19 protein-coding genes, 1 other RNA gene and 1 pseudogene are annotated in these 22707 nt (G+C 39.2%); 9 read left to right on the forward strand and 12 right to left on the reverse strand.

Going from position 1 to position 22707, the window contains the following annotated elements:
* The first annotated feature begins 2 nt into the window (after positions 1-2).
* Positions 3-527, forward strand: a complete 525-nt coding sequence (locus ATE92_RS13620; protein WP_100804235.1) for a hypothetical protein — start codon at positions 3-5, stop codon at positions 525-527.
* Here ATE92_RS13620 and ATE92_RS13625 read toward each other — a convergent pair.
* The 3 genes and pseudogenes from ATE92_RS13625 to ATE92_RS13635 all read right to left on the reverse strand — a co-directional run bounded on the left by ATE92_RS13625 (position 524) and on the right by ATE92_RS13635 (position 4989).
* Positions 524-1437 (reverse strand): annotated as a pseudogene (locus tag ATE92_RS13625) (patatin family protein). The gene ATE92_RS13620 and the pseudogene ATE92_RS13625 overlap by 4 nt on opposite strands.
* Complete coding sequence (locus ATE92_RS13630; RefSeq protein WP_100804236.1) at positions 1434-3518, reverse strand: M1 family metallopeptidase; 2085 nt, start codon at positions 3516-3518, stop codon at positions 1434-1436. The pseudogene ATE92_RS13625 and the gene ATE92_RS13630 overlap by 4 nt, the downstream one beginning before the upstream one ends.
* Before the next feature lie 82 nt (positions 3519-3600).
* The gene (locus ATE92_RS13635) at positions 3601-4989 is read right to left on the reverse strand and encodes a peptide-N-glycosidase F-related protein (RefSeq protein ID WP_100804449.1); all 1389 of its coding nucleotides are present in this window, start codon (positions 4987-4989) and stop codon (positions 3601-3603) included.
* Between the two features lie 131 nt (positions 4990-5120).
* On the opposite strand from ATE92_RS13635, the gene recG reads away from it, so the two are divergent.
* Positions 5121-7226: an ATP-dependent DNA helicase RecG gene (recG, locus tag ATE92_RS13640; protein ID WP_100804237.1), complete on the forward strand. Its 2106-nt coding sequence runs from the start codon at positions 5121-5123 to the stop codon at positions 7224-7226.
* A gap of 13 nt (positions 7227-7239) precedes the next feature.
* On the opposite strand, the gene ATE92_RS13645 is transcribed toward recG, so the two are convergent.
* On the reverse strand, positions 7240-7662 hold the full coding sequence (locus ATE92_RS13645) for a T9SS type A sorting domain-containing protein (protein WP_100804238.1): 423 nt from the start codon (positions 7660-7662) through the stop codon (positions 7240-7242).
* 213 nt (positions 7663-7875) lie between these two features.
* Here ATE92_RS13645 and ATE92_RS13650 point away from each other — a divergent pair, with 213 nt between their 5' ends.
* Both ATE92_RS13650 and ATE92_RS13655 read left to right on the forward strand, forming a co-directional pair.
* A complete protein-coding gene (locus ATE92_RS13650; RefSeq protein ID WP_100804239.1) occupies positions 7876-8460 on the forward strand; it encodes a phosphatase PAP2 family protein in 585 nt (194 codons plus the stop codon).
* A gap of 108 nt (positions 8461-8568) precedes the next feature.
* Positions 8569-9909 (forward strand): hypothetical protein, encoded by a 1341-nt coding sequence (locus ATE92_RS13655; RefSeq protein WP_100804240.1) that lies wholly within the window; start codon positions 8569-8571, stop codon positions 9907-9909.
* Between the two features lie 32 nt (positions 9910-9941).
* Here ATE92_RS13655 and ATE92_RS13660 read toward each other — a convergent pair whose 3' ends face one another.
* The 3 genes from ATE92_RS13660 to ATE92_RS13670 form a co-directional block, all read right to left on the reverse strand.
* Positions 9942-11165, reverse strand: coding sequence for a TlpA disulfide reductase family protein (locus tag ATE92_RS13660; RefSeq protein WP_100804241.1), 1224 nt, complete (start codon positions 11163-11165; stop codon positions 9942-9944).
* A gap of 89 nt (positions 11166-11254) precedes the next feature.
* On the reverse strand, positions 11255-12028 hold the full coding sequence (locus ATE92_RS13665) for a hypothetical protein (RefSeq protein ID WP_100804242.1): 774 nt from the start codon (positions 12026-12028) through the stop codon (positions 11255-11257).
* Positions 12029-12039: 11 nt separating this feature from the next.
* A complete protein-coding gene (locus ATE92_RS13670; RefSeq protein WP_100804243.1) occupies positions 12040-12246 on the reverse strand; it encodes a hypothetical protein in 207 nt (68 codons plus the stop codon).
* 103 nt (positions 12247-12349) lie between these two features.
* Between ATE92_RS13670 and pheT the strand changes: the two genes are divergently transcribed.
* A complete protein-coding gene (gene pheT / locus ATE92_RS13675) occupies positions 12350-14776 on the forward strand; it encodes a phenylalanine--tRNA ligase subunit beta (protein WP_100804244.1) in 2427 nt (808 codons plus the stop codon).
* 2 nt (positions 14777-14778) lie between these two features.
* Here the strand turns inward: pheT and ATE92_RS13680 are convergent, their stop codons facing one another.
* Positions 14779-15348, reverse strand: a complete 570-nt coding sequence (locus ATE92_RS13680) for a fasciclin domain-containing protein (RefSeq protein WP_100804245.1) — start codon at positions 15346-15348, stop codon at positions 14779-14781.
* Between the two features lie 144 nt (positions 15349-15492).
* Here ATE92_RS13680 and ATE92_RS13685 point away from each other — a divergent pair, with 144 nt between their 5' ends.
* Positions 15493-16218: a hypothetical protein gene (locus ATE92_RS13685; RefSeq protein ID WP_100804246.1), complete on the forward strand. Its 726-nt coding sequence runs from the start codon at positions 15493-15495 to the stop codon at positions 16216-16218.
* A gap of 3 nt (positions 16219-16221) precedes the next feature.
* Positions 16222-16464 carry a hypothetical protein gene (locus ATE92_RS13690; RefSeq protein ID WP_100804247.1) on the forward strand — a complete coding sequence of 81 codons (243 nt, stop codon included), beginning with the start codon at positions 16222-16224 and terminating at the stop codon, positions 16462-16464.
* Here ATE92_RS13690 and ATE92_RS13695 read toward each other — a convergent pair whose 3' ends face one another.
* Entirely contained in the window at positions 16465-18090 is a 1626-nt protein-coding gene (locus ATE92_RS13695) for an ABC-F family ATP-binding cassette domain-containing protein (protein ID WP_100804248.1), read from the reverse strand. It lies immediately after the preceding gene.
* A 151-nt stretch (positions 18091-18241) separates the two neighbouring features.
* Between ATE92_RS13695 and ATE92_RS13700 the strand changes: the two genes are divergently transcribed.
* A complete protein-coding gene (locus ATE92_RS13700) occupies positions 18242-19642 on the forward strand; it encodes a thioredoxin-like domain-containing protein (RefSeq protein WP_100804249.1) in 1401 nt (466 codons plus the stop codon).
* A 49-nt stretch (positions 19643-19691) separates the two neighbouring features.
* Here the strand turns inward: ATE92_RS13700 and fsa are convergent, their stop codons facing one another.
* The 3 genes from fsa to ffs all read right to left on the reverse strand — a co-directional run bounded on the left by fsa (position 19692) and on the right by ffs (position 21541).
* The gene (gene fsa, locus ATE92_RS13705; RefSeq protein WP_100804250.1) at positions 19692-20345 is read right to left on the reverse strand and encodes a fructose-6-phosphate aldolase; all 654 of its coding nucleotides are present in this window, start codon (positions 20343-20345) and stop codon (positions 19692-19694) included.
* Between the two features lie 99 nt (positions 20346-20444).
* Complete coding sequence (locus ATE92_RS13710; protein WP_100804251.1) at positions 20445-21254, reverse strand: SDR family oxidoreductase; 810 nt, start codon at positions 21252-21254, stop codon at positions 20445-20447.
* A gap of 188 nt (positions 21255-21442) precedes the next feature.
* Positions 21443-21541: signal recognition particle sRNA small type (gene ffs, locus ATE92_RS13715), an RNA gene on the reverse strand.
* A gap of 87 nt (positions 21542-21628) precedes the next feature.
* On the opposite strand from ffs, the gene ATE92_RS13720 reads away from it, so the two are divergent.
* On the forward strand, positions 21629-22684 hold the full coding sequence (locus ATE92_RS13720; protein WP_100804252.1) for a glutaminyl-peptide cyclotransferase: 1056 nt from the start codon (positions 21629-21631) through the stop codon (positions 22682-22684).
* The last annotated feature ends 23 nt before the right edge of the window (positions 22685-22707 follow it).

Below are 22707 nucleotides of genomic sequence, written 5' to 3' on the forward strand. Positions count from 1 at the left end.
ATATGGAAGAAGCCACTCAAATTATCAGCTATGTAGCCTATTTGTTACCTGCAATTGTGGTGGGTGTTATTGCCTACTACTTTTTTAAAGGTCATACAGCCAACGAGGAAGGTCGCAGACGCTATCTTATTCAAAAGGAAGCCCAAAATAAGGTACTTCCCATGCGTTTACAGGCCTACGAGCGAATGACACTTTTTTTGGAACGTATCGATCCCAATAAATTATTAATTCGAATAAAACCGTTTGCCGACGAGGTCGATAAATACGAGGCCCTGCTTATTAAAAATATAGAACAGGAGTTTGAACACAATCTTACCCAACAAATTTACGTGACACCCGAATGCTGGAACCTCATCAATGCTGCTAAAAATGCGACGATTCATGTTATTCGCCAAGGTGCGATGCATGAAAAAGACAATACAGCCGATCATATGCGGGAATGGTTGTTGCGAAATTTTATGGAGGAGATAACGCCTTCGCAAAAAGCAATGGTCTATTTAAAAAAAGAAGTAAGCGAACTGTATTAAGCGTCCTGAGTTTTAATTTCGTTGAGTTCGGTGTTTTTTTGTTTGGCATAGTTAAAACCACTTTCCCACCATTTCGCCATCATTACTTTGTCGAAGATTAACGAGTTTGTTGTTAAAACTGTAGGAGTGTAGTACAGATTAATGATAGCGTCGTGATTTCCGGCAACAAATTTTCCAATACGTATATTTTGCTTCTCAATTCGGTCGAGCATATAGGTATGCATATTGGTAAGCAGCGAAAAAACATTTTTTGATGGCAATCTATTATAGTAGGTCACTTCGGTTTCAAGGACAATAACATCTACCGATGTCGCGCCGCGATTAATCGCTTCTTCGATAGGAACCATACTTCCAAATCCGCCGTCGGCATATTCACATCCTTCCTTTTTTACCAGACTCATAAACGGAATGTAATTGCAGGAAATCCAAATCCAATCCAAAAAATCCTCGTATTCGAAGTCTTTAATGGATTTGTATTCCACCTGATTTAAAGAAAGATTTGATACTGTTACCACAACTTCTTTATTACTTTCTTTCAAGGAATTAAATTCGGTTGGTGTTAAGGTGTCTTCAATAAGTTTGCGGAGGTTGTTACTTTCGCCAAAGGTCTTACTTCCGCGTAAAAAATTTCGTAAAACAGCCAAATGATCGATTGAAATTTCCTTACCCCCGTACTTCATTTTTTTGGTGACAAACGGACGAATACTAAAAATACTGTTTTGATTTACTGAAGTGTATACTTCCTTTATTTTTTCAATTTTATCTAATGCAAGGTGCGATATAAGAAGGCTTCCGGTAGACGTTCCAACAAATAAATCGTAATTGTGCAACTGCTCTTGAATAAGATATTGTGCTACCCCCCGGCAAATGCTCCCTTACTCCCACCACCGGATATAACTAAAGCTCTCATTGTTGCGTAAGTATTGAATTTACATATGCTCGTTCGGTTTCTGAAAAACCATCCATCATTCCCGAAATCATACTTTTATTGTTGAAATCCTTTATTACTTCCCGAAACAATCCTCTGGCAAAATCGCGAAAACGCCAGGTAGGATGCACTGTGGCATTCACCAGGTTATGCAGAACTGTTGCGTCGTACAACTGAAGCTCATTCAAATATCCAAAAGCGCGTTGTCTAATTTCGAAACTATGATCTGGAGATGTATAACCCTTTAGTTCCTGTAAATAATTCGGCTTTTGTGCTTCGTGATAACCTTCGGTTACCAGAGCCAATACCAACCACAACTGACGCACATTTTTATCCTGAAAACCAATCACTCCCTTCACCTTGTCCATATATTCATTTCTTTTTTCAGGAAAAACAGACCAGAGATTGTAGAATGCAGCTTCCCTGGTGACATAAGATGCATCGTCCAAGAGCGATTCGTATTCGGGTTGTAATTCCTTCGGAATTACACTCAAAGTCAACGCAATTGCCTGCCGAATAAATAAATTGTCACTTTCAAAGCCTTGTTTGTATAACGGAAGCGTTTCAGCAAACGATTCACCTTCCAACTGATATACAGCTTCTTGTCCAATGTATTCATTGGAGGAAATAAGTGCCGTTTTTAAAGGAATTATTTTATCCTTCATAGGAACAGAACGTAAAGCTGATACTTCAAAATAACGCTTAATAAATGGTGATTGAAGCAAGGATTCATAGGCTTGTTCGGCTTTGAAGGCAGATTGTTGCAACCAGTCTGTTTCCCATTTTGAAATATCTTTGCTGGAAACGGCTTTTACTTCAGCTAAAAAATCGGTTGTAGTGACATTTTGAAAGCTGTGCCTTTGCAAATAATTCTTCACAGCACTTTTAAAAGCTTCTTCTCCAATTAATTCTTTCAGAATATGCAACGCCCAGGCTCCTTTTTCATAAAAAGTTAAAGAACTAGCATTCGGATTTACTACGCTCTCCCCCTTGCCTTCATCGCTTAGCTGTTTTAACTGCTCTGCTGTGTTGTATAACTTCCAGTAGTAATAATCACTTCCGAAGATTTCTTTTTCGGCCAGCAGCGCATAATAGCTTGCAAACCCTTCATGCAGCCAGTGATGTGTTCCCTCGGTCTCAGTGACTAAATTCCCGAACCATTGATGCGCCATTTCGTGGGCATTGACATTGACATAATTTCGATCATTAAAACCAATGGAGTCTACCACAAAAGCTTCAGAGAATACGGTAAGTGTAGTGTTTTCCATCCCTGCGTATAAAAAATCCTTTACAGGAACCTGTTTGTAATTCTGCCAGGGATAGGACAATCCGATTTCAGTCTCCAGAAAATCGAAGATTCTTTTGGTATACCTATAAGTAGTTTCGGTGTTGGAGGAATCAACCGGCTGAAAGTACAATTCAATGGGTATTCCCGAAGCAGATCGAAGCTCTTTTTTCTCAAAATCACCTATCACAAAGGCCACCAGATAACTCGACATGGGCTGTTGCATGTCCCATTTCCAGTATTTTTTTGAATTTTCTTCAGCAACTGAAATCAGTTTCCCATTGGCAATAACACTTTCATCCAAGGGTGCGACGATCGTGATGTCGAACTCAATTTTGTCGTTCATATCGTCTATACTGGGTAGCCAATGCGATGTGTACTTGCCTTGTCCCTGCGTCCAAATTTGCCCTACCGGGAAATAAACTGTCTGTTTAGGTATGGCTTCGTAAAAAAAAGAGGCTGTGTATTCTTTATTGGCTTCAAACGAGTTAACCAACCAAATTTTCTTTTCAGAAACAGAAACGGACACACTTTCTAAAGCTGTTTGCACTAACTTCATATTCACGCCATCCAAAAAGATAGAATCTGTTTTTTGCAAGACTTTGAAGGTAACCGTCATTGTCCCAACAATCTTTTTTTCTGAAGCGATAGGCTCAACAACCGCATCTATATGTAAAAAATCGACGAATTGTTTCTGCTGGGCAATTCCCTGAAAACTCAAGAATACCAAAATACAAATACCAATTTTAAAAAGCTGTTTTTGTACGATACTGTGCATAGTTAAAGATATTCAATAATAACAAAAAAAGCAGGCATTTGTTACAATACCTGCCTCTTAAATTTTATTATAAAACCTGAATTTACTCCGTAACTATAGGTGTTTCTATAGGAGTATTGCTTTTTACGACCACGAAATTAGAAATTGCATAGTAAGCGTTGCTTGTCCCTCCACTGTCACTCGTCCAATCTTCCAAATCGTATTCGAACGTGAAGGTTTCTCCTGCCATGGAAGTTGTAAAACTATCAATTCTATTAGGCACAGCCATTCCGGGACACCACCCTGCTCTATCCGGAGCCCAGTTTCCGCCTTGCGGCTGCACCGGGTTGCTTCCACACCCAATTGCATTCATATCGTGTACAAATCCTGTGGTCCCATTAATTAGCACTTGATGTATTCTAAAGCACCACTCGGCACACGGTCTCCCACCCGGATCGTTAGGGGTTGCATGTCCCCAACCTGTGATGATGGTGCGCAAGTTAGTTACTTCGGCATTATCGGGAATGGTTACTGTTTTATCGACATCAAAATTGTTTGGAACGCCGTACGGAATACCATCCAATGAGTGTCTGTTGTATTGTAAAATTTCGGCAATTGCATAGTAGGGGTAAGCTATATCGCCACCGGTAGTCACGTCGAAATCTACCGATACGTTCCAGCCGTCTGCTCCCCACACCTCTACAAAGGATTTTAACTCAACCGTTCCTGAAAGCATCGATTTGAAGTCGGTAACATCAATTTCGAAACCTCTTTCCAACTGGTGGTTATCCACGCCATAAGGCGTAATATATCTCCCTATTTCCATCCAACTGGCGTTTAATGGGTTTTTCACGGCTATATTTGCAAACACATCCCAGGCGTTACAACCTTCTCCTGGACACTCTAACTGCACATACATAGTAATTTTCGACACCTGAGTCATATCGAAGGGGAATTCGAAAGAACCCGTTCGAGTTTGAGACAGGCCATTACCGAATCCGTGTCTCGAATTTTGAAAAGTTTGTACGTTTGTCACGGTTTCCGTTGCCAATACACTGTTTCCGGTAACACTGATGGTTTCGGTACCCGCATCTACGCTGGATATTGTCACTGTTCCCTCTATAGTTCCCAAATTCTGATTATTGGGAGCGAAGCGTACATAGATAAGTTTGTCATCAATATTCGCATTTGTCGCGGTAAACGAAAGGGTATTGGTATAAATAGCACCATCTCTTGAAATTTCAAATTGAGCTTCGGAAGATGTAACGATGAGCTCATTGGTTAAATTCGTAGCATCGATTACAAAAGACTGTCTTGTAGAAACCTGATTTAATACAACATTATTAAAATCTAAATCCGTAACATCTACCGTAAATTGTGGTGTTAGATCAATTAGATTGGAAGATTCGTCCTTGGTACAACTGTGTATAAAGAAGACTGCCAAAAGCAAAAGGAAAGTGGAAGTTATATTAAAAACGGAACGAAATTTCATGGTAATTATAGTTTTTATTAGTGATGCCGAAAATACTAAAAATATGTGCATTTCGCTTCAATTTGGTTGTTAAGCTTATAAATATCTTAAGAAGGCTACTTTACAAACTTGGGATTTGTTAAATTCGTTTTATGAATTCTAATTTCTTGCAAACTCCTATAGATTATCTGAAGGGCGTAGGTCCTAATCGGGCAGCCCTGCTAAAAAAGGAGCTTGGAATTCATACCTTTCAGGATTTACTGAATTTATTTCCCAACAGATATTTAGATCGGACTCAATATTACAAAATAGGGCAATTGCAACAAACCAATGCCGAAGTTCAAATAATTGGGAAGATCACGCATATTAAAAGTGTGCAACAACAGCGTGGAAAGCGCTTAGTTGCAACGTTTATAGACGAAACCGGCACTATGGAACTGGTTTGGTTTCGGGGTCATAAATGGATTAAGGAAAATCTGAAGCCGAATGTGCCCTATGTTATCTTCGGAAAAACAAACTGGTTTAATGGTAGTTTTTCGATGCCTCATCCCGAAATGGAATTGCTGGAGGCGCATGAAAAAAGTATTCGTTCTGCCATGCAACCGGTGTACCCTTCCACCGAAAAATTATCGAACAGCGGAATTACAAATAGAGTTGTTAACGGACTCATGCAACAACTCTTTTTAGAGTCCCAAAATAACTTCGAAGAAAGCCTTTCAAAACCACTTCTCGATCAGCTAAAATTACTGCCAAAAAGTGAGGCCCTTTTTAATGTACATTTTCCAAAAAATCAAGCCCTTTTAGCACGTGCTCAATACCGATTAAAATTTGAAGAATTATTCTACATTCAACTGCAATTAATTCGGAAAAATCTAATTCATAAAGCAAAAATTAAGGGGTATCCATTCGATAAAATAGGAAGTAATTTTACCACCTTCTACAGTCACCATTTACCCTTCCAACTAACCGAGGCACAGAAACGGGTAGTTAAAGAAATTCGCAACGATTTGGGCAGCAATGCACAGATGAATCGTTTGTTGCAAGGTGACGTAGGTTCGGGAAAGACCATAGTTGCGTTATTATCAATGTTTATAGCACTTGACAATGGTTTTCAAGCCTGTTTAATGGCCCCGACTGAAATTTTGTCAGTCCAACACTATAATGGTATAGTCGAATTATGTAACAATTTGAATACCAGCATAGAACTACTTACCGGTTCAACTAAAGCTTCAAAAAGGAAAGAAATTCATAAAAAGCTGGAATATGGTGAAATAAACATCTTAATTGGCACCCATGCCCTACTCGAAGATACGGTAAAATTTAAAAATTTAGGCCTTGCCATCATCGACGAACAACATCGTTTTGGAGTGGCTCAACGCAGTAAATTATGGCACAAAAATGAGTATCCTCCACACGTTCTGGTAATGACCGCTACCCCCATCCCCCGCACCCTCGCTATGAGCGTTTATGGCGACCTTGATATTAGTGTAATTGACGAACTTCCGCCGGGCAGAAAAGAGGTGAAAACTGTGCACCGTTTTGATTCGAACAGACTGAAGGTTTTTCGGTTTTTAAAGGATGAAATTTCAAAGGGCAGACAGGTCTATATTGTATACCCCTTAATACAGGAAAGTGAAGCTTTGGATTATAAAGATTTGATGGATGGATACGAGAGCATTGCACGGGAGTTTCCAATGCCAAATTATCAAATTTCGATTGTCCATGGCCAAATGAAGTCGGTTGATAAAGATTTTGAAATGAACCGATTTGTAAAAGGTGAAACACACATCATGGTGGCGACAACCGTAATTGAGGTAGGTGTCGATGTTCCCAATGCCAGTGTAATGGTCATAGAAAGTGCCGAACGCTTCGGATTGTCACAGCTGCACCAGTTGCGGGGTCGCGTAGGACGTGGCGCAGAACAGAGTTATTGTATTTTAATGACTGGCAACAAACTGTCCGACGATGCCCGCACCCGTTTAGAGACGATGGTGCGCACAAACGACGGTTTTGAAATTAGTGAAGTAGATTTAAAATTACGAGGACCGGGTGACCTTATGGGAACACAACAAAGCGGCGTACTCAACCTTCGGATTGCAGATATTATGAAGGATGGTGAGATTTTGAAGATTGCCAGAAGCTATGCCATTCAGGTATTAAAGCAGGACCCCTCACTGTCCCAACCTGAAAACATTCCCATAAAAAAGACCTTTGCCCAGTTAACGAGGTATAAAAACATTTGGAATTATATTTCGTAAAATAAAACGTTCATTACTCTTTCACCAATTTTAAACGGGCCCCACCATTTGGGAGAGTAACAATTACAAAATAGGCTCCCGATTTCAAGTTTGAAATAGACATTGAGAACCCTGAGGTTGCTTTGTAATTAACTTGCTTTAATTTCTCTCCCAACACACTGTAAATAGAAGCATCTGCGTTTTCAAATTCGGCTCCAAGGTCGATTGTTATCAAATCGGTGGAAGGGTTTGGGTATAGACGAATCTGATTGATTGAGGTGTTATTTTCCGTCTCTAAATTAAACAATCGTAATTCATTTTCATTAACCCCGGTTTGCATATACTGACCTAAACAACTTGAAAACATTCCCAAACAAATTACCATACCAATAAAACTGCTTTTTTGAGAAAATTTTAAAGTGGGAACTAATTTTCGGATGGGTCCAAGATTTTTCATAATTCAGTATAATTTATTCATTATGAGACAAATGTAGACCGTAATCTTTGTATATACCCTAGTGATACCCTTCAGTTTACAAGGGGAAAATTCCCCTATTTAGGATAGGGGATTCTATTTTTTTTACTTCGTTGAATTCGACAATTTCAATTAATACAAATAAAAAAGCTAAATTGTTTCAATAAATGGTTAGCGATTTTAAGCCACTTTCTTATGAAAAATCCCTTCAATTTATCCTTTCTTTTACTGTTTACAGTATTTAGCATTGGAAGTGTAAAAGCGCAGGCTTCACTGGATGGGACTCACGAAGAATGGGAATATGCGTTGGAAGGAACCGGTGATATACTGCAAATAGGCATCCCGGTTACCGCCGGTATTGTTTCGCTTCTCGAAAAAGACTATGAAGGCACCAAACAATTGGCTCTTTCTTATGGCACCACAATGGCTATTACGTATACCCTGAAACATCTTATAAAAAGTAGGCGTCCGGAAGGACGCAACAGGTACGATTCCTTCCCTAGCGGGCATACCTCTTCGGCATTTTCGGGAGCAGCATTTATTCAAAAGCGATACGGATGGAAATACGGTTGGATTGCGTATTTCCTGGCAAGTATCGTAGGCGTTAGCAGAATGGAAGGTCCGGACGGATATCACAACTTTTGGGACATTGTGGGAGGAGCCACCGTGGGGATAGGCAGTAGTTACTTATATACGACCTCGTATGCAAAAGAAACGGTCCAAATTGGTTTTTCTTCCGGAAATAAAAGCTATCTCTTCAGCATTTATTATAGCTTCTGAAAAATAATTTCACACCTCAAAATTATTTTTATATAAATATAAATAGTTAACTTCAAACCACTTAACTTTATATAAGTAGATGAAATGACTAACTAATTCACAACTGCTATGGCCACACCAAAGAATATTTCCCGAATCCCCTTGCTCCTATTTTCGATTCTTCTTCTACTCCTAACGGCCTGTGGAGATAACAATTCGGACAAACCTGAATCCTTCGAAAAGTTTCTAAAACCAAAAACAGAAACTTTTGAAGCCACTACGCAGGAAAACACCGCTGCGGTGTCGGCTTCGGTCATAAAATCTCTCGATTCGTACGATGCAAAAACCGGTACCTATGTCTTTTCAGATAATGCAGATGAAGTGGAAGATCTCAAGCCGGGAACGGTTGTTTTGTTTGAAACGCATTCCCTTCGGAAGATAAAAAGCGTAAAGAAGGAAGGTAGGAAAATTGTAGTCACCTCTGAATATGCCAGACTAACAGACTATTACAAGGATGCAAAAATAAGCTACGAAACCCCGGTAAATTGGAACGATTTTCAGAGCAGTTCTATTGGAATGAATATCGGTCAGCCCATTGCCACCATGGCAACCCCAATGATGAGTCTCATAAGTCCGCAAGATGGAGAAATTGAAGCAGGTGAAACTGAAGGATCTAATGTTGTTCTGCAACGCGAGATAAATGGTTGGAAGATTAAATTTGAACTCAATCCCGTAGCAGGCAGCAGATTAAATATTAAACTTTCTGCTACCAAAGGAAATGTTTGCAGTATCACTGCCGAAGGATTTATCTCTTCGTTTACCAGCAATGCAGATGTCGTTATTGAAGGTGGGGCAACACAACATGTATCGTACAATAATAACGGCATGCAGGGAGAGATGGAAGTTAAGTTCGCGGCTGTAGGCCTGGGGTCTGAAATTGCCATCTTGGAAATTCCCGCGAGTATTGAGCGCACTATCCTTGTCAACGGTATCATTCCGGTTACACTCCGACTTAAAGCAAATCTTAAAATTTATCCCGAAGTGGCTGCAGGAAGCAGTAGTCAGGTGAGTATGAAACTGACTTATGACAGTAACATCGGCTTTTCATACGAAGCAGGTAGAGTTACTTCCCGAGGAGAAGTCACGGGAGATAATGCTCGACAAACGGGAGACAGTAACACGGCAACTGCCGGTATAGCCGGAATGGGTGTAGGCGTGGAATTCCCACGGATGGAAGTAGGTATTTTAGGAAATACCATTGTGCCCTATATTTTGCTGAACACACATACCTCGTCGTATTTAAGTACCGGATTGCTCGATAACAGACCCTGCCATACAGCTACCTGTAAATATGAAGTCCATGTGGGTGTAAGTCTTAACTTTCTGGGTATTGCCTCCGTTAATCACGATTACAAGGCGTTCGAGGAAGAAAAACGTTGGGTGGCAGAAGGTTCACATTGTGGGGATTGAGAATATCAAAGTTAACAGGTGACAATAAGCATTTACTCTTTCAGCAATTGATCCACAAAAGCCTCAAATTCTTTTACAAATTTTGTGTACTCCTCTCCTGTGGCGGGGCCATTAAATCCTGTATGGATTCTGCGCACCTTCCCTGTCTTATCAATAAAAATGGTAGTGGGATAAGACAAAACATGATTTAGCATAGGTAATTTATCGTTGGCCTTTTGTTTACTACCTCCGCCATACTGCGCCAATAAAATTGGATAAGGCACTTCTACAGCTGTTCGCAATTTTTCAATGGCTTGAAGTGCTCTGGCTTCAGTTTTGGCATATTCGAAAGCCAGGGCAACCATTTCCAGACTATCGCTTTTGTTTGCCTTATAAAATTGGGTAAAGTATTTTGTTTCATCTAAGCAATTAGGACACCAGGTTCCCATTATTTGTACGATTACCACTTTATTTTTAAATTGGTCATCGTCCAAGGATACCATTTTCCCTTTTGAATCGGGGAATGAAAACTTTAATCTATCATAACCTTCCTTTAAAAAAGTGAGGGAATCGGCTTTGGGCAATTCGAACATTTCGTTACGCTTTGCAGTAAATGGCTCTTTCCAATGACTCCCGCTGTAAAATATACCCTCCATAAGGCTGTCGTTTACAACTGCTTCAAATAAAAAGGCATGTGCTCCATCGAAAGTTGAGAGTTTAAGCGAATCCCCTTCCACTGCCCCTTCCAAATATCTGTAATCTCCGGTTGTGGTTCTAAATGTACCGGTTACCTTATGCCCTATTTGATCAAAAATACCCTTGGCGATATAGCGATCTTCGGCAGTATTGGGACTAAAAACGGCTTCCCAATTTCCCTTTACGGTTTGCTTTGGCGCAACTTTTACATTAAAACGTTCGGCCCGCCCCTGTTTCATTTTAAAAGGTACAGTTCGGTCCATACTAGGTTTAATAAAATCGCCATAGATAGAATCTTCGGCAAAAATTCCTTTAAAAACCCCTTCAAATACAGGATGATTAATATGAATGGAATCTCCAAAGAAGGTCACATCTGTAATTTCAATTTTTTCTTCCGCATTAAAAAAGTACAAGGTCTTATCGGCTGTGTATTCCATTAAGAAGGGAAGCTTTTTTCCCTTTCCCAAATCCAATTCGACTCGCCACTCTCCTACCTTCGGAGTTTTAGGGTCCCTATCACAGGAAATAAAAAGACCCAGTGTGAGTAGCGTAAAAAAATATCGAGTAAAATTGACTTGCATGATGTTATGTTTTATAAGGGTAAAAATACAAACAAAAAAATAGGCGCTATGGTAATTAACGCCTATTTAAGAAGATTTCTTACTGTTTTTTAGTTCTCGTTGTACAAACTATTTAGAGTTTGTTTCTGCATGCTTTGTTTTTCGGAAACTGTATTCAAAGTGGTTTCAAATTGCGAAATCTTCGCTTCCACCCTAGCAATAGTAGCCTCCTTAGCTGCAATCTCTGCGGCCGAAATAGACTTCTTAGCCTTTGCATCATCTAATCTAGTCTTGGCAGCTGCTAATTTTCTTTGTGCGTCTTGTAACTGATTTCGTCTTTTTTCTAAAACAATATCGGCTTGATTTACTTTCGATTTTGCCTCTGAGGCTCTGGCCATACCCAGTTCCTTACCTTTAAGAGTGGCATTCGTATTTTTCACTTCCTTTTGTACTTCTTTCTTTATTTCTTTGACCTCCTTCTTTGCCTCATCCTTAGCCTCCATAGGACGGGTTTTAGGTTCGGCAAGTATTTTCTTCATAGTCTCATTAATACTTTTTCTTTCTTCCTCGGTTTTGGCAAAACTTAACTTCTTTTCATAACTTTCACGAAGCTCCTTATCGGCTTTTGAAAGATCTATCTCGGTGCTCGAAGATTTCTCAACTTTTGCGTCCGTCTTTTCTTTCTGAACCTCCTTTTTTTCGACTACTGCTTTGGTTTTAACTTCTGTCTTTTTTTTCACCGCTCCGCCCTCAGCCTTTATTTGTTCTTTTTTTCCGTTGATATCACTTTGGGTTTTTCCGGTCGCATCCTGGGCCAAAACTGCACTGTTACCAATAAATAGTGTGAATGCAATCGTCATTAAAATGTATTGTAAATTTTTCATAATGGTGTGGTTTAAATACTGTCTAATTCTTCCATTGCTTCTTCAAGTTCTTTGGCTTCTTGTTCCAATTGTTCACTCATCGCTTCGGCCTCGCTTTCAACGGAATCTATTTTTTCAATTACCGCGTTTGTTTCGGCTTCTTCCTCTTTATTAGTGTCCCGACAGGAAGTAAGTCCAACTATTAAAAGAAGCATAATTAGTTTAATTAAAAATTTCATAAAATAGGGTTTTAAAAATGGAATTTTAAATCTACGAATTATGAGGCAATATTTGAATGCTATGCGCAATATTTTATCTTTGTATCCTTAAATTACAATCGTAATGAAGATTTCGTACAACTGGCTGAAACAATTTATAAATCTTGACTGGGAGGCAGAAAAGACCGGAGAATTATTAACCGATCTGGGGCTGGAAATTGAAGGCATCGAAAAATTTACTTCGGTTCCCGGCGGACTCGAAGGTGTGGTAGTTGGCGAGGTAGTGGAATGCGGTCCTCATCCCAACGCAGACCGGTTAAAAATCACTCAGGTCGATTTGGGAAAAGAAACAGTGCAAATTGTGTGTGGAGCTCCCAATGTAGCCAAAGGACAAAAAGTACCAGTGGCAACTGTCGGTACCACATTATATGACGGTGAAGGTAATCCCTGGCAGATTAAAAAAGGGAAAATTAGAGGTGAAGTTAGTAATGGAATGATCTGTGCCGAAGATGAACTAGGCTTAGGACAAAGTCATGACGGCATTATGATTCTGGATGAAAAATATAAGGCCGGAACTCCGGTTCATACACTTTTTGAAATAGAAAACGATACGGTGTTTGAAATAGGACTTACGCCCAATCGCGCAGATGCAATGAGCCATTTAGGTGTTGCGCGCGATTTACGTGCCGGTTTGTTACAACAAAATGTATCCATAGAATTAATAACACCCTCTACCAGTAGTTTTCATATAGACAACCGCTCGTTAAAGATAGATGTGGCAGTAGCTAACAACGAGTTGGCTCCGAGATACTGCGGACTTACAATTTCAGGATTAAAGGTTGCCGACTCTCCGGCATGGCTTCAAAATAGATTGAAGGCAATAGACCTCACTCCTATCAATAATATAGTAGATGTAACAAATTATATTTTACACGAATTAGGGCAACCGCTCCACGCCTTTGATGCTGCAAAAATTGCGGGTGGGAAAATTAATGTAAAAACCTTACCCACAGGAACAAAGTTCACAACGCTTGATGGTGTTGAACGTGAATTGCACGAAGAAGATTTAATGATTTGTGATGCCTCTGCTCCTCTGTGCATAGCAGGTGTTTTTGGAGGAATAAATAGTGGTGTTACCGAAACAACTACAAGTATTTTTCTGGAAAGCGCTTATTTTAACCCTATAAGTGTTCGGAAAACAGCGAAACGCCACGGTTTAAATACCGATGCTTCTTTCCGCTTTGAAAGAGGAATCGATCCCAACATTACAGAATACGCCCTTATGCGCGCAGCTATTCTTCTATCAGAAATTGCCGGCGGCGAGGTAACCAGCGATATCGTCGATATTTATCCTAAAAAGATTGAGGACCATCTAGTAGTGCTCAATTTCGCGAACACCACAAAATTAATTGGGGAAGAAATTCCAAAAGAAACCATTAAAAGTATCCTTACTTCACTGGACATAAAAGTGAACAACGTAACCGAAACCGGTATAGGAATGACCATTCCTGCTTACCGAAACGATGTTACCCGAGAGGCCGATGTGATTGAGGAAATTTTACGAGTTTACGGCTACAACAAAATCACTTTCACCCAAAAACTAAACGCCTCTATCGCTTCTACAGAACGGGTTGAAGATTATAAAATTCAGGATAAAACAGCGGGACAACTTATTGCTCTTGGGTTTCATGAAATGCTGGGGAATTCTTTAACCTCTCCTAAATACATTTCGTTGAGCGATTCCCTTTCGGAAGCACATAATATTACCATGCTCAACCCGCTTAGTCAGGATCTGTCGGTATTACGCCAATCTATGTTATTTGGTGGTATGGAAGCCTTGGCATACAACAACAACCGAAGAACAAACAATGTGAAGTTGTTCGAATTCGGAAAAACCTACCACAATTATCCTGATGGAAGAGCCGAAAAGAAGCACTTATCGCTTACCATTTCTGGAAATCAAGAAGAGGACAATTGGAGGATTGGACATTCCGAAAAAAGTGATTTCTTTTATGCCAAAGGGATTATCACGAGCATTTTAGACCGCTTGGGAATTTCCGGCTATACCGAAAAAGGTGTGAAAAGCGATATTTTCTCGGAAGGGCTTTCAGTAGTTAAAAATAAAAAGACATTGGTTGACTTTGGAGTTGTAAAGAAAAAAATAACCAAAGCCTTTGCTGTTGAAGGAGAAGCCATATTTGCAGATTTTAACTGGGATGCCGTTTTAGAAGAAATTCCAACGCATAATTTTAATGTAAGCCCTATCCCGAAATTTCCACAGGTAAAACGTGATTTTGCGTTACTTCTCGATGAAAACATAAGCTTCGATGTTTTAAAAGCATCTGCCTTGCAAACAGAACGTGAATTGTTAAAAGAAGTAACCTTGTTCGATGTGTATACCGGGAAAAATCTTCCGAAAGGTAAAAAGTCGTATGCCCTGAGTTTTACGCTTCAAGACGAAAAGAAAACACTAACCGACAAGCAAATCGACAAGATTATGAAAAAATTGCAACAGCGATTTGAAAGCGATTTTGGAGCTACTTTACGGTAATTTTATTTGGAGGGAAAAACCAGGCCCTCAACTATATGAAAAAAGCCGTTGGAGTGATAAAAATTGGATGCAGTAACTGTGGCCGTATTATTTTGTGAATCTACCAACACCAATTGTCCATTCACCTCTTTGATACCTAAATTTTCACCATTAAGGGTTCGTAAATAGGCCTTTCCTGAATTATTGGCGATGGCTTTCTTTAAAGAATAACTGTCCAGTCGGCCGGGAATAATATAAAATTTAAAAAATTGTTCCAGCGCGTTACCTTCGGAAAATAATGCCTTATAAGTTTCTTCGGGAAGTGCTCGATAGGAACTGTCTACAGATACAAAAACCGTGAACATGGTTCCTTCTTTAAATATATCTTGTTCGTAATCTTCTAATAGTAACCCTGTTTCAGCAAACCCGGGAGCCAGTGCCAGATTTTCAAAAAGTGATTTCTCCGAGCTAAAAGTAACGCCATTCCATTCGGTTTCAACAAGTACGTCGTCTGAACTGACATATTTCTGCGCACAAAGGGAGGAACTAAAAATTACACTCACAAAAAGACTGATAACAAGAATAGGTTTCATATTTCAAATTTTTTCCGGATAAAAATAAACAAATACGATACCAAAACGGGGAATGCGCTTAATTATTTAAAATTTACTTCAAATAATTGTTAAAATCTTGGTTGGCTGCCCGCTTGGTTGTACTTTTAATTTGCAAATTATTTTATGGTGCCAACTCGAGTAAATATTGAAAAGAAACTTATTAATGTTCGGAATCGACGTATTACTGGAGGTGATATCCTTGCGGAAGTGCATCGTATTTTTGCCGAAACTACTGCTGAAAGAACGAGTATTCGTGCCACCCTTATCGAAAAGCCTTCAGAAATTTCGGAGGCAAACAAACTATGTTTGGATTTAATTGCTTCGGAAAGAATTTTCCACATAGAGGATATCAGAAAACTATGTGTGACCTATAGACTGCGATTTTTAGACGCACATTTTTTTAAGGGTACCTTCCCTTCCGAAGCTATTTCAGAAATAAGAAAACTGGAAAAAGAGCATCACACACAACTGCAGCATTTTAAAATAATGGCGCCTTCCAAGCTCTTAAAATTGGAAAACGCAGACGATCCGGTACTTTTTGTGCCTATGGGAAACGATTATTTCTATTTTATCTATAAATGGGGAAACGACTTACATCCGTTGCGAAAACTACTAATGTGGCCCTATCGCAATTTTGAGAATCTGGTTTTTACCGTTCTAATTCTCAGTATGGTTTTGACAGCCATGACCCCCATCAAACTGTTTTCACATACAGCAGCCATGCAGGAATATTTATTATTATTCCTTTTTATGTTCAAAGCAGTGGCAGGAATTGTATTGTTTTATGGTTTTGCCAAAGGAAAAAATTTCAACACAGCTATCTGGGATAGCCAATACTATAATGCATAAACTATGAGCGATCACACACAAGATACAGTTAGAATTTATACCGGCCCGGCAATGATTGTCAAAGGATTGGTGGCACGATTAAACGATTTGGGAATAAGTCCTATAGAGCGCAACGATAATGAAAGCAGCATACAAGCAGGCTTCACCATTGGTGTTCCGGGACAGATAATGCTGTATATCAGAAAAGATGAATTGCCGAAGGCCCAATCTGCCATCGACGAATATTTAAAGGAAATAGGTGAATAATTACGCCTCTACCGAATACATTTTTTCGCGTAGCTCCTTTATTTTCTTATCGCCCATATACTCATCGAAGGTCATATATCGATCGATTACTCCTCCCGGAGTTAACTCGATTACTCGGTTCGCTACGGTTTGTGCAAATTCGTGATCGTGTGTGGTAAGAAGCACAGTTCCTTTAAAATTCTTCAATGAATTATTAAAAGCTGTAATCGATTCCAAGTCCAAGTGATTTGTAGGTTCATCCAGCATAACTACATTGGCACGCATCATCATCATGCGGCTTAACATACAGCGTACTTTTTCACCTCCCGAAAGCACATTACATTTTTTTAAGGCCTCTTCTCCACTAAATAACATTTTACCCAAAAAGCCGCGAATATGTACTTCTTCACGCTCTTCTTCGGTCTTGGCCCACTGACGTAACCAGTCTACCAGTGACATATCGTTATCGAAAAACTTCTGATTGTCCAAGGGTAAATAACTCTGATTGGTAGTAACTCCCCATTGATATTCCCCTGAATCGGCTTTTGCCTTCCCGTTGATTATTTCATAAAAGGCTGAAGTAGCACGCGAATCTTTCGAATACACAACCACTTTGTCACCTTTGGTAAGGTTGATATCGATATTTCGGAACAACACTTCTCCATCTAAGGATGCTGAAAGTCCGTCGATGTTTAAAATCTGATCTCCTGCTTCGCGCTCTCGTTCAAAAATAATGGCAGGATAGCGTCTGCTCGATGGTTTTATATCGGAAACATTTAACTTGTCGATCATCTTCTTTCTACTGGTAGCCTGCTTCGATTTGGCCACGTTGGCAGAAAAACGTCGAATAAATTCCTCCAGTTCCTTTTTCTTTTCTTCGGCTTTCTTGTTTTGCTGAGCTCGTTGACGTGCTGCCAACTGACTACTTTCATACCAGAACGTATAGTTTCCGCTGTAATGATTTATTTTTCCGAAGTCGATATCACTAATATGTGTACACACCGAATCTAAAAAGTGACGGTCGTGAGACACCACAATAACACAGTTGTCATAGTTCGCCAAAAAGTTTTCCAACCATGAAATGGTTTCATAATCCAGATCGTTGGTCGGCTCATCCATGATCAACACATCAGGGTTGCCAAACAAGGCCTGCGCCAAAAGCACACGTACCTTTTGTTTTCCGTCCAGATCACTCATCAAGGTATAATGGAGGCTTTCGCCTATTCCCAGATTGGAAAGCATGGCGGCGGCATCACTTTCGGCATTCCAACCATTCATCTCTTCGAAAGCAACCTGCAATTCGCCTATTTTTTCGGCGTTGGCATCGGTATAATCTTCGTAGAGCTTGTCGATTTGCGATTTGATGGCAAAAAGTTCTTGGTTCCCTCTTACTACAGTTTCCAATACCATAAACTCGTCGTAGGCACTATGGTCTTGCTCCAGCACAGACATGCGTTTGCCCTTCTCCAGATGAACATGCCCTGCTGTTGGATCTTTCTTTCCTGAAAGCAACTTTAAAAAAGTAGATTTTCCGGCGCCGTTTGCACCTATAATCCCGTAGCAATTGCCCTGAACAAACTGCGTACTTACCTCATCAAACAATATACGCTTGCCAAATTGAACCGATAAATTAGAAACTGATAACATCTGCCTTTTTTCGTTTTAAAATTTGCGGCAAAAGTAGCTAATAAACTGGTATTGAAGAAACATTAACGTTTTAAAATTCCTTTTAACGAGGAATTAACAAAATGAGTTGAAACTGTCCCTATTTTTGTTATCATCCAATTTGATAAATACTTTGTATAGACGGCTACTTTTTATAATCTGTATTTCCTTTGTTATTTCCTGTAATAATAAAGATTCTGAATCTTCTGAAACCGTTTGGATTGGTGGCGAAGTAATTAACCCGAAAACAGATTATATTGTCCTGTATAAGGACAATTGCATACTGGATACCGTAAAACTCAACAGCAGAAATTTCTTTTTATACGAAAACCACGAACTTCAGGAAGGATTGTATTCTTTTCAGCATAATGAATTTCAAATATTCTATGTGGAACCGGGAGACAGCTTGATGTTACGGGTAAATACGGTCGATTTTGACGAATCGTTGACCTATACAGGTAAGGGAGCTGAAAAGAACAATTTTTTGATGGAGTTGTTTTTAATAAATGAAGAAGAAAATAAGCTGGTGCCAAAATGGTATTCGCTACCTCCGGCAACTTACGAACAAAAGCTAGATTCTTTAAAACAGATAAGAGAACAATTATACAGCGAATTTGTTTCAAAATACGATCCGAGTAAAGGATTAAAGCAAATTGCAAAAGCGAATATTGAATACGATTATTACTCTAAAAAGGAAATGTACACTTCGGTCAACGCTTCCAATCCTGAAAACAGTAATCCGCAAAATTTTCCAAAAGACTTTTATGCCTATAGGGACAAAATAGACTTTGGTAACGATAATCTTAGATCTTATTATCCTTACTATCGTTTTCTAAACAGATATTTCGACAACATTGCTGCTACAAAATACAGTGACCAAAATGCAACAAACAAATATTCTTATATACACTGTGAACGAAAATTTAAGATTATTGACAGTTTGGTTACAAGTGATTCTTTAAAAAATAACTTATTGCGTTCTTGCATCAAAAATTACCTTATTAATGGAAAAGACGCTCAGAATGAACAATTAATGGTTGCACTTTTCCTTAAGATGAATAACAACAAAATGCATCATACGGAAATACAAAAACTAGCTGAGGCGACGATAAATCTCACTCCTGGCAATAAAATTCCCAATGTGTTAATAGTGTCTACAGATAACACTGCCAAAGATTTGCGGAGCACAATAAGTAAGCCTACCGTACTGTATTTCTGGTCGGGACAATCTGTAAAACATTATAGAGACATTCACTCTAAGGCAGCCGAGTTAAAGGCGAAATATCCCGAATACGATTTTATTGGAATTAATACCGATACTCACTTTAAAAAATGGCGTGACATCGTAAAAAAATCTGGGTATAATGCTGATATGGAATATCAACTTGAAAACATTGAAGAAGCTGAGGCAAAACTCGTTATAAATTCGATAAATAAAGCGATGATCCTCACCAAAAATGCTGTTATACTTGAAAGTAATGCAAATCTCTTCAGCACCTCTATTGAAGGCTTATTGCTTGGGTATTTAAACTAAAAAGCCTTCCAAAATTTGAAAGGCTCTTCCATTAATTGTATCTATTAAATTAGTTTCCTTTTTTGTAATCTGCAAGAAACTGCGCCAGACCTATATCGGTAAGTGGGTGCTTTAACAATCCTTCAATCGAAGATAAAGGCCCTGTCATTACATCGGCACCAATCTTTGCACATTCTATAATGTGCATGCTATGACGAATAGATGCTGCCAATATTTGAGTTTCGTAGCCGTAGTTATCGTAAATCTGTCGTATTTCGGCAATAAGATTCAATCCGTCTGTAGAAATATCATCCAGGCGTCCTATAAAAGGTGAAACATAGGTAGCTCCGGCTTTTGCTGCCAATAACGCCTGCCCCGAAGAAAATACCAGGGTACAATTGGTACGAATTCCGTGATCTGTAAAGTATTTAATTGCTTTTATACCTTCTTTAATCATAGGCACTTTTACTACGATCTGCTCGTGTAATTCGGCCAGCTCCTCTCCTTCTTTTACAATACCTTTAAAATCGGTTGCAATCACTTCGGCAGAAACATCACCATCGACAATCTTACAAATGTCCACATAGTGCTTTAATATATTGTTACGTCCGGTGATACCCTCTTTCGCCATTAGTGAAGGGTTAGTGGTAACACCATCCAGTACACCTAAGTTCTGGGCTTCGCGAATTTGATCCAAATTTGCAGTATCAATGAAGAATTTCATAGTAAGAGGTTTTCGTTTTTAATTGGTGCAAAAGTACATAACATTACAGGTGTTTGAAACCTTTGTTGTATAATTTTTTCTGAAGTAATTCAAACTTCCTTACTTTATTTTATAATGCTTTAACAACATACGCTCGTAGACCTTGTCGGGCAGAATTCTTTTAAGAACAATTGAAAATTTTTGAAGCGAGGCACCTACTTTATAATGGATTCTCGGATTCCCGGTTTCAATGATTTTATAAACAACCGCTGCCATCTTTTTTGGATCTTCCCCCTGATCTACATGCTCGTTCATCATATTCAGCGTATTTGAATAGGCTGTTTTATAAGGAGAATCGTCAAGCACAGGAGCGTGATACCGCCCTGCGGCGATATTGGTAGCAAAATCTCCGGGTGCCACATTGGTCATTTTAATACCAAATTGCTGTACTTCCATTCTAAACGCTTCGGTAGTGATTTCGAGTGCCGCTTTCGAGGCACTGTATATTCCGCGATAGGGTAATCCCATATATCCGGCAATAGATGTGATATTAATTATATGTCCGCTTTTTTGTTGCCGCATCTGAGGCAAAACAGCTTTAATCACTTCAATGGGACCGTACAAATTGGTCTCGAAGGCTTTTTTAATTTCTTCTGAAGGAGTTTCTTCGATGGGGCCTGTGATTCCTACTCCCGCATTATTTATAACAACATCTAATTTTCCCTCTTTTTTTATAATTTCTGAAACAGCTTCGGAAATAGATTCCGGCTGCAGAACATCCAGTCGTAATAAAGAAAAGCTGCAGCTATCACTATATTTTTGGGGTGAACGGCTGGTTCCGTAGACAATACAGCCTTTTTTAGTAAGATATTCGCCAATTGCTTTGCCAATTCCTGAAGATCCTCCCGTAATTAATACAACTTTAGACATAGATTTTGCTTGCGACAGACAAAGATGCGGTTACAAAGATTGATTTCCAAATTGTGAAGTAGAAAAGAGTACTATTTGCTATTTTATTTGAAAACTGTATTAGAAGTATGACATCCCGATTACTATCGGGATTTTGTACAACTCAATGTTTATAATGCGATGTGCTTTACGAAACATTGTTGTACAAAAAATGGCAAGCTACCTACATCACACCGCTACGACCATCTACCCTTGCTGCGTTCCCGCCCTGGGGGATTCAACAGGAGCTGGTTGTGTAGGACTTGCCGGTGCAAATATACGGCAATTTGTAAGTTGTTGCAAGGATTTTTAGTTCTAGATTATAATAAATATCTTGCCAAAAAATTGAGCACTCCATGAAAATATATAAACAGGTAATTGTGACCGCATTAGTGATACTAAGTGTTGGTTGTGGAAATAAACCCGAAAAGGATTCCGATTTGTTTGCAATCGAAATAAAAGAAGGAAAGAAGGCATTTACGGTTTCGGATGTACCCATGGTTTCCATAAAAAGCAAGAAAAACAAGGCGATCGAAGCTGTAAAATATACACTGGATGGTTTGGAAATTGCTTCAGTAAACGGAAATAAAGAAACCTCAGTAAATCTTTCAGAAAAAAAACTGGGAATTAGAACGATCGAAGCTACTATCACTTCGGAAGGAAACACCTATAGCATTTCAAAAAACATTACGCTGCTCGCCTCCACTACTCCTAAACTATACACTTATACTATTCTCGAAATCTATCCGCACGACATCGAAGCCTATACGCAAGGACTCGAATTTCATAATGACACGCTTTACGAAAGCACGGGGCAATACAAAGAATCGACCCTTCGGAAAACCAATTACACTACCGGAAGCATCCTTAAAAAAGTCGCATTGCAGGATCAGTATTTTGCGGAAGGACTCACTATTGTAAACGATAAAATTTTTCAGCTTACATGGCGTGAGAACACCGGCTTTATCTACGATCTAAGGACCATGGATAAAAAAGGCAGCTTTGTGTATGGCGAAAGCAAAGAAGGCTGGGGCTTGTGTAACAACGGTTCGGTAATCTTTAAAAGCGATGGCACCGAAAAAATTTGGACTCTGAATGCTGAAACGCTTGCCGAGGAAGGATATATTGAGATGTATACCAACACCAGCAAAATCCCGAAAGTAAACGAGCTGGAATGGGTTGACGGAAAAATTTACGCCAATATTTACCAACAAGGCGCTATTGCTATTGTAAACCCTGAAAACGGAGCGGTGGAAGGCGTCATTGACCTTACCAGCCTTAAAGACAAGGTAACCCAACATGACGCATTGGATGTATTAAATGGTATTGCCTACAAAGGTGAAAAGAACATTTTGTATGTTACCGGAAAAAATTGGGACAGACTTTTTAAGATTCAGATTATTGAAAAATAATTTTAAAAAGGAGTTTTCACTCA

Source organism: Ulvibacter sp. MAR_2010_11 (assembly GCF_002813135.1).
GTDB lineage: Bacteria > Bacteroidota > Bacteroidia > Flavobacteriales > Flavobacteriaceae > Altibacter.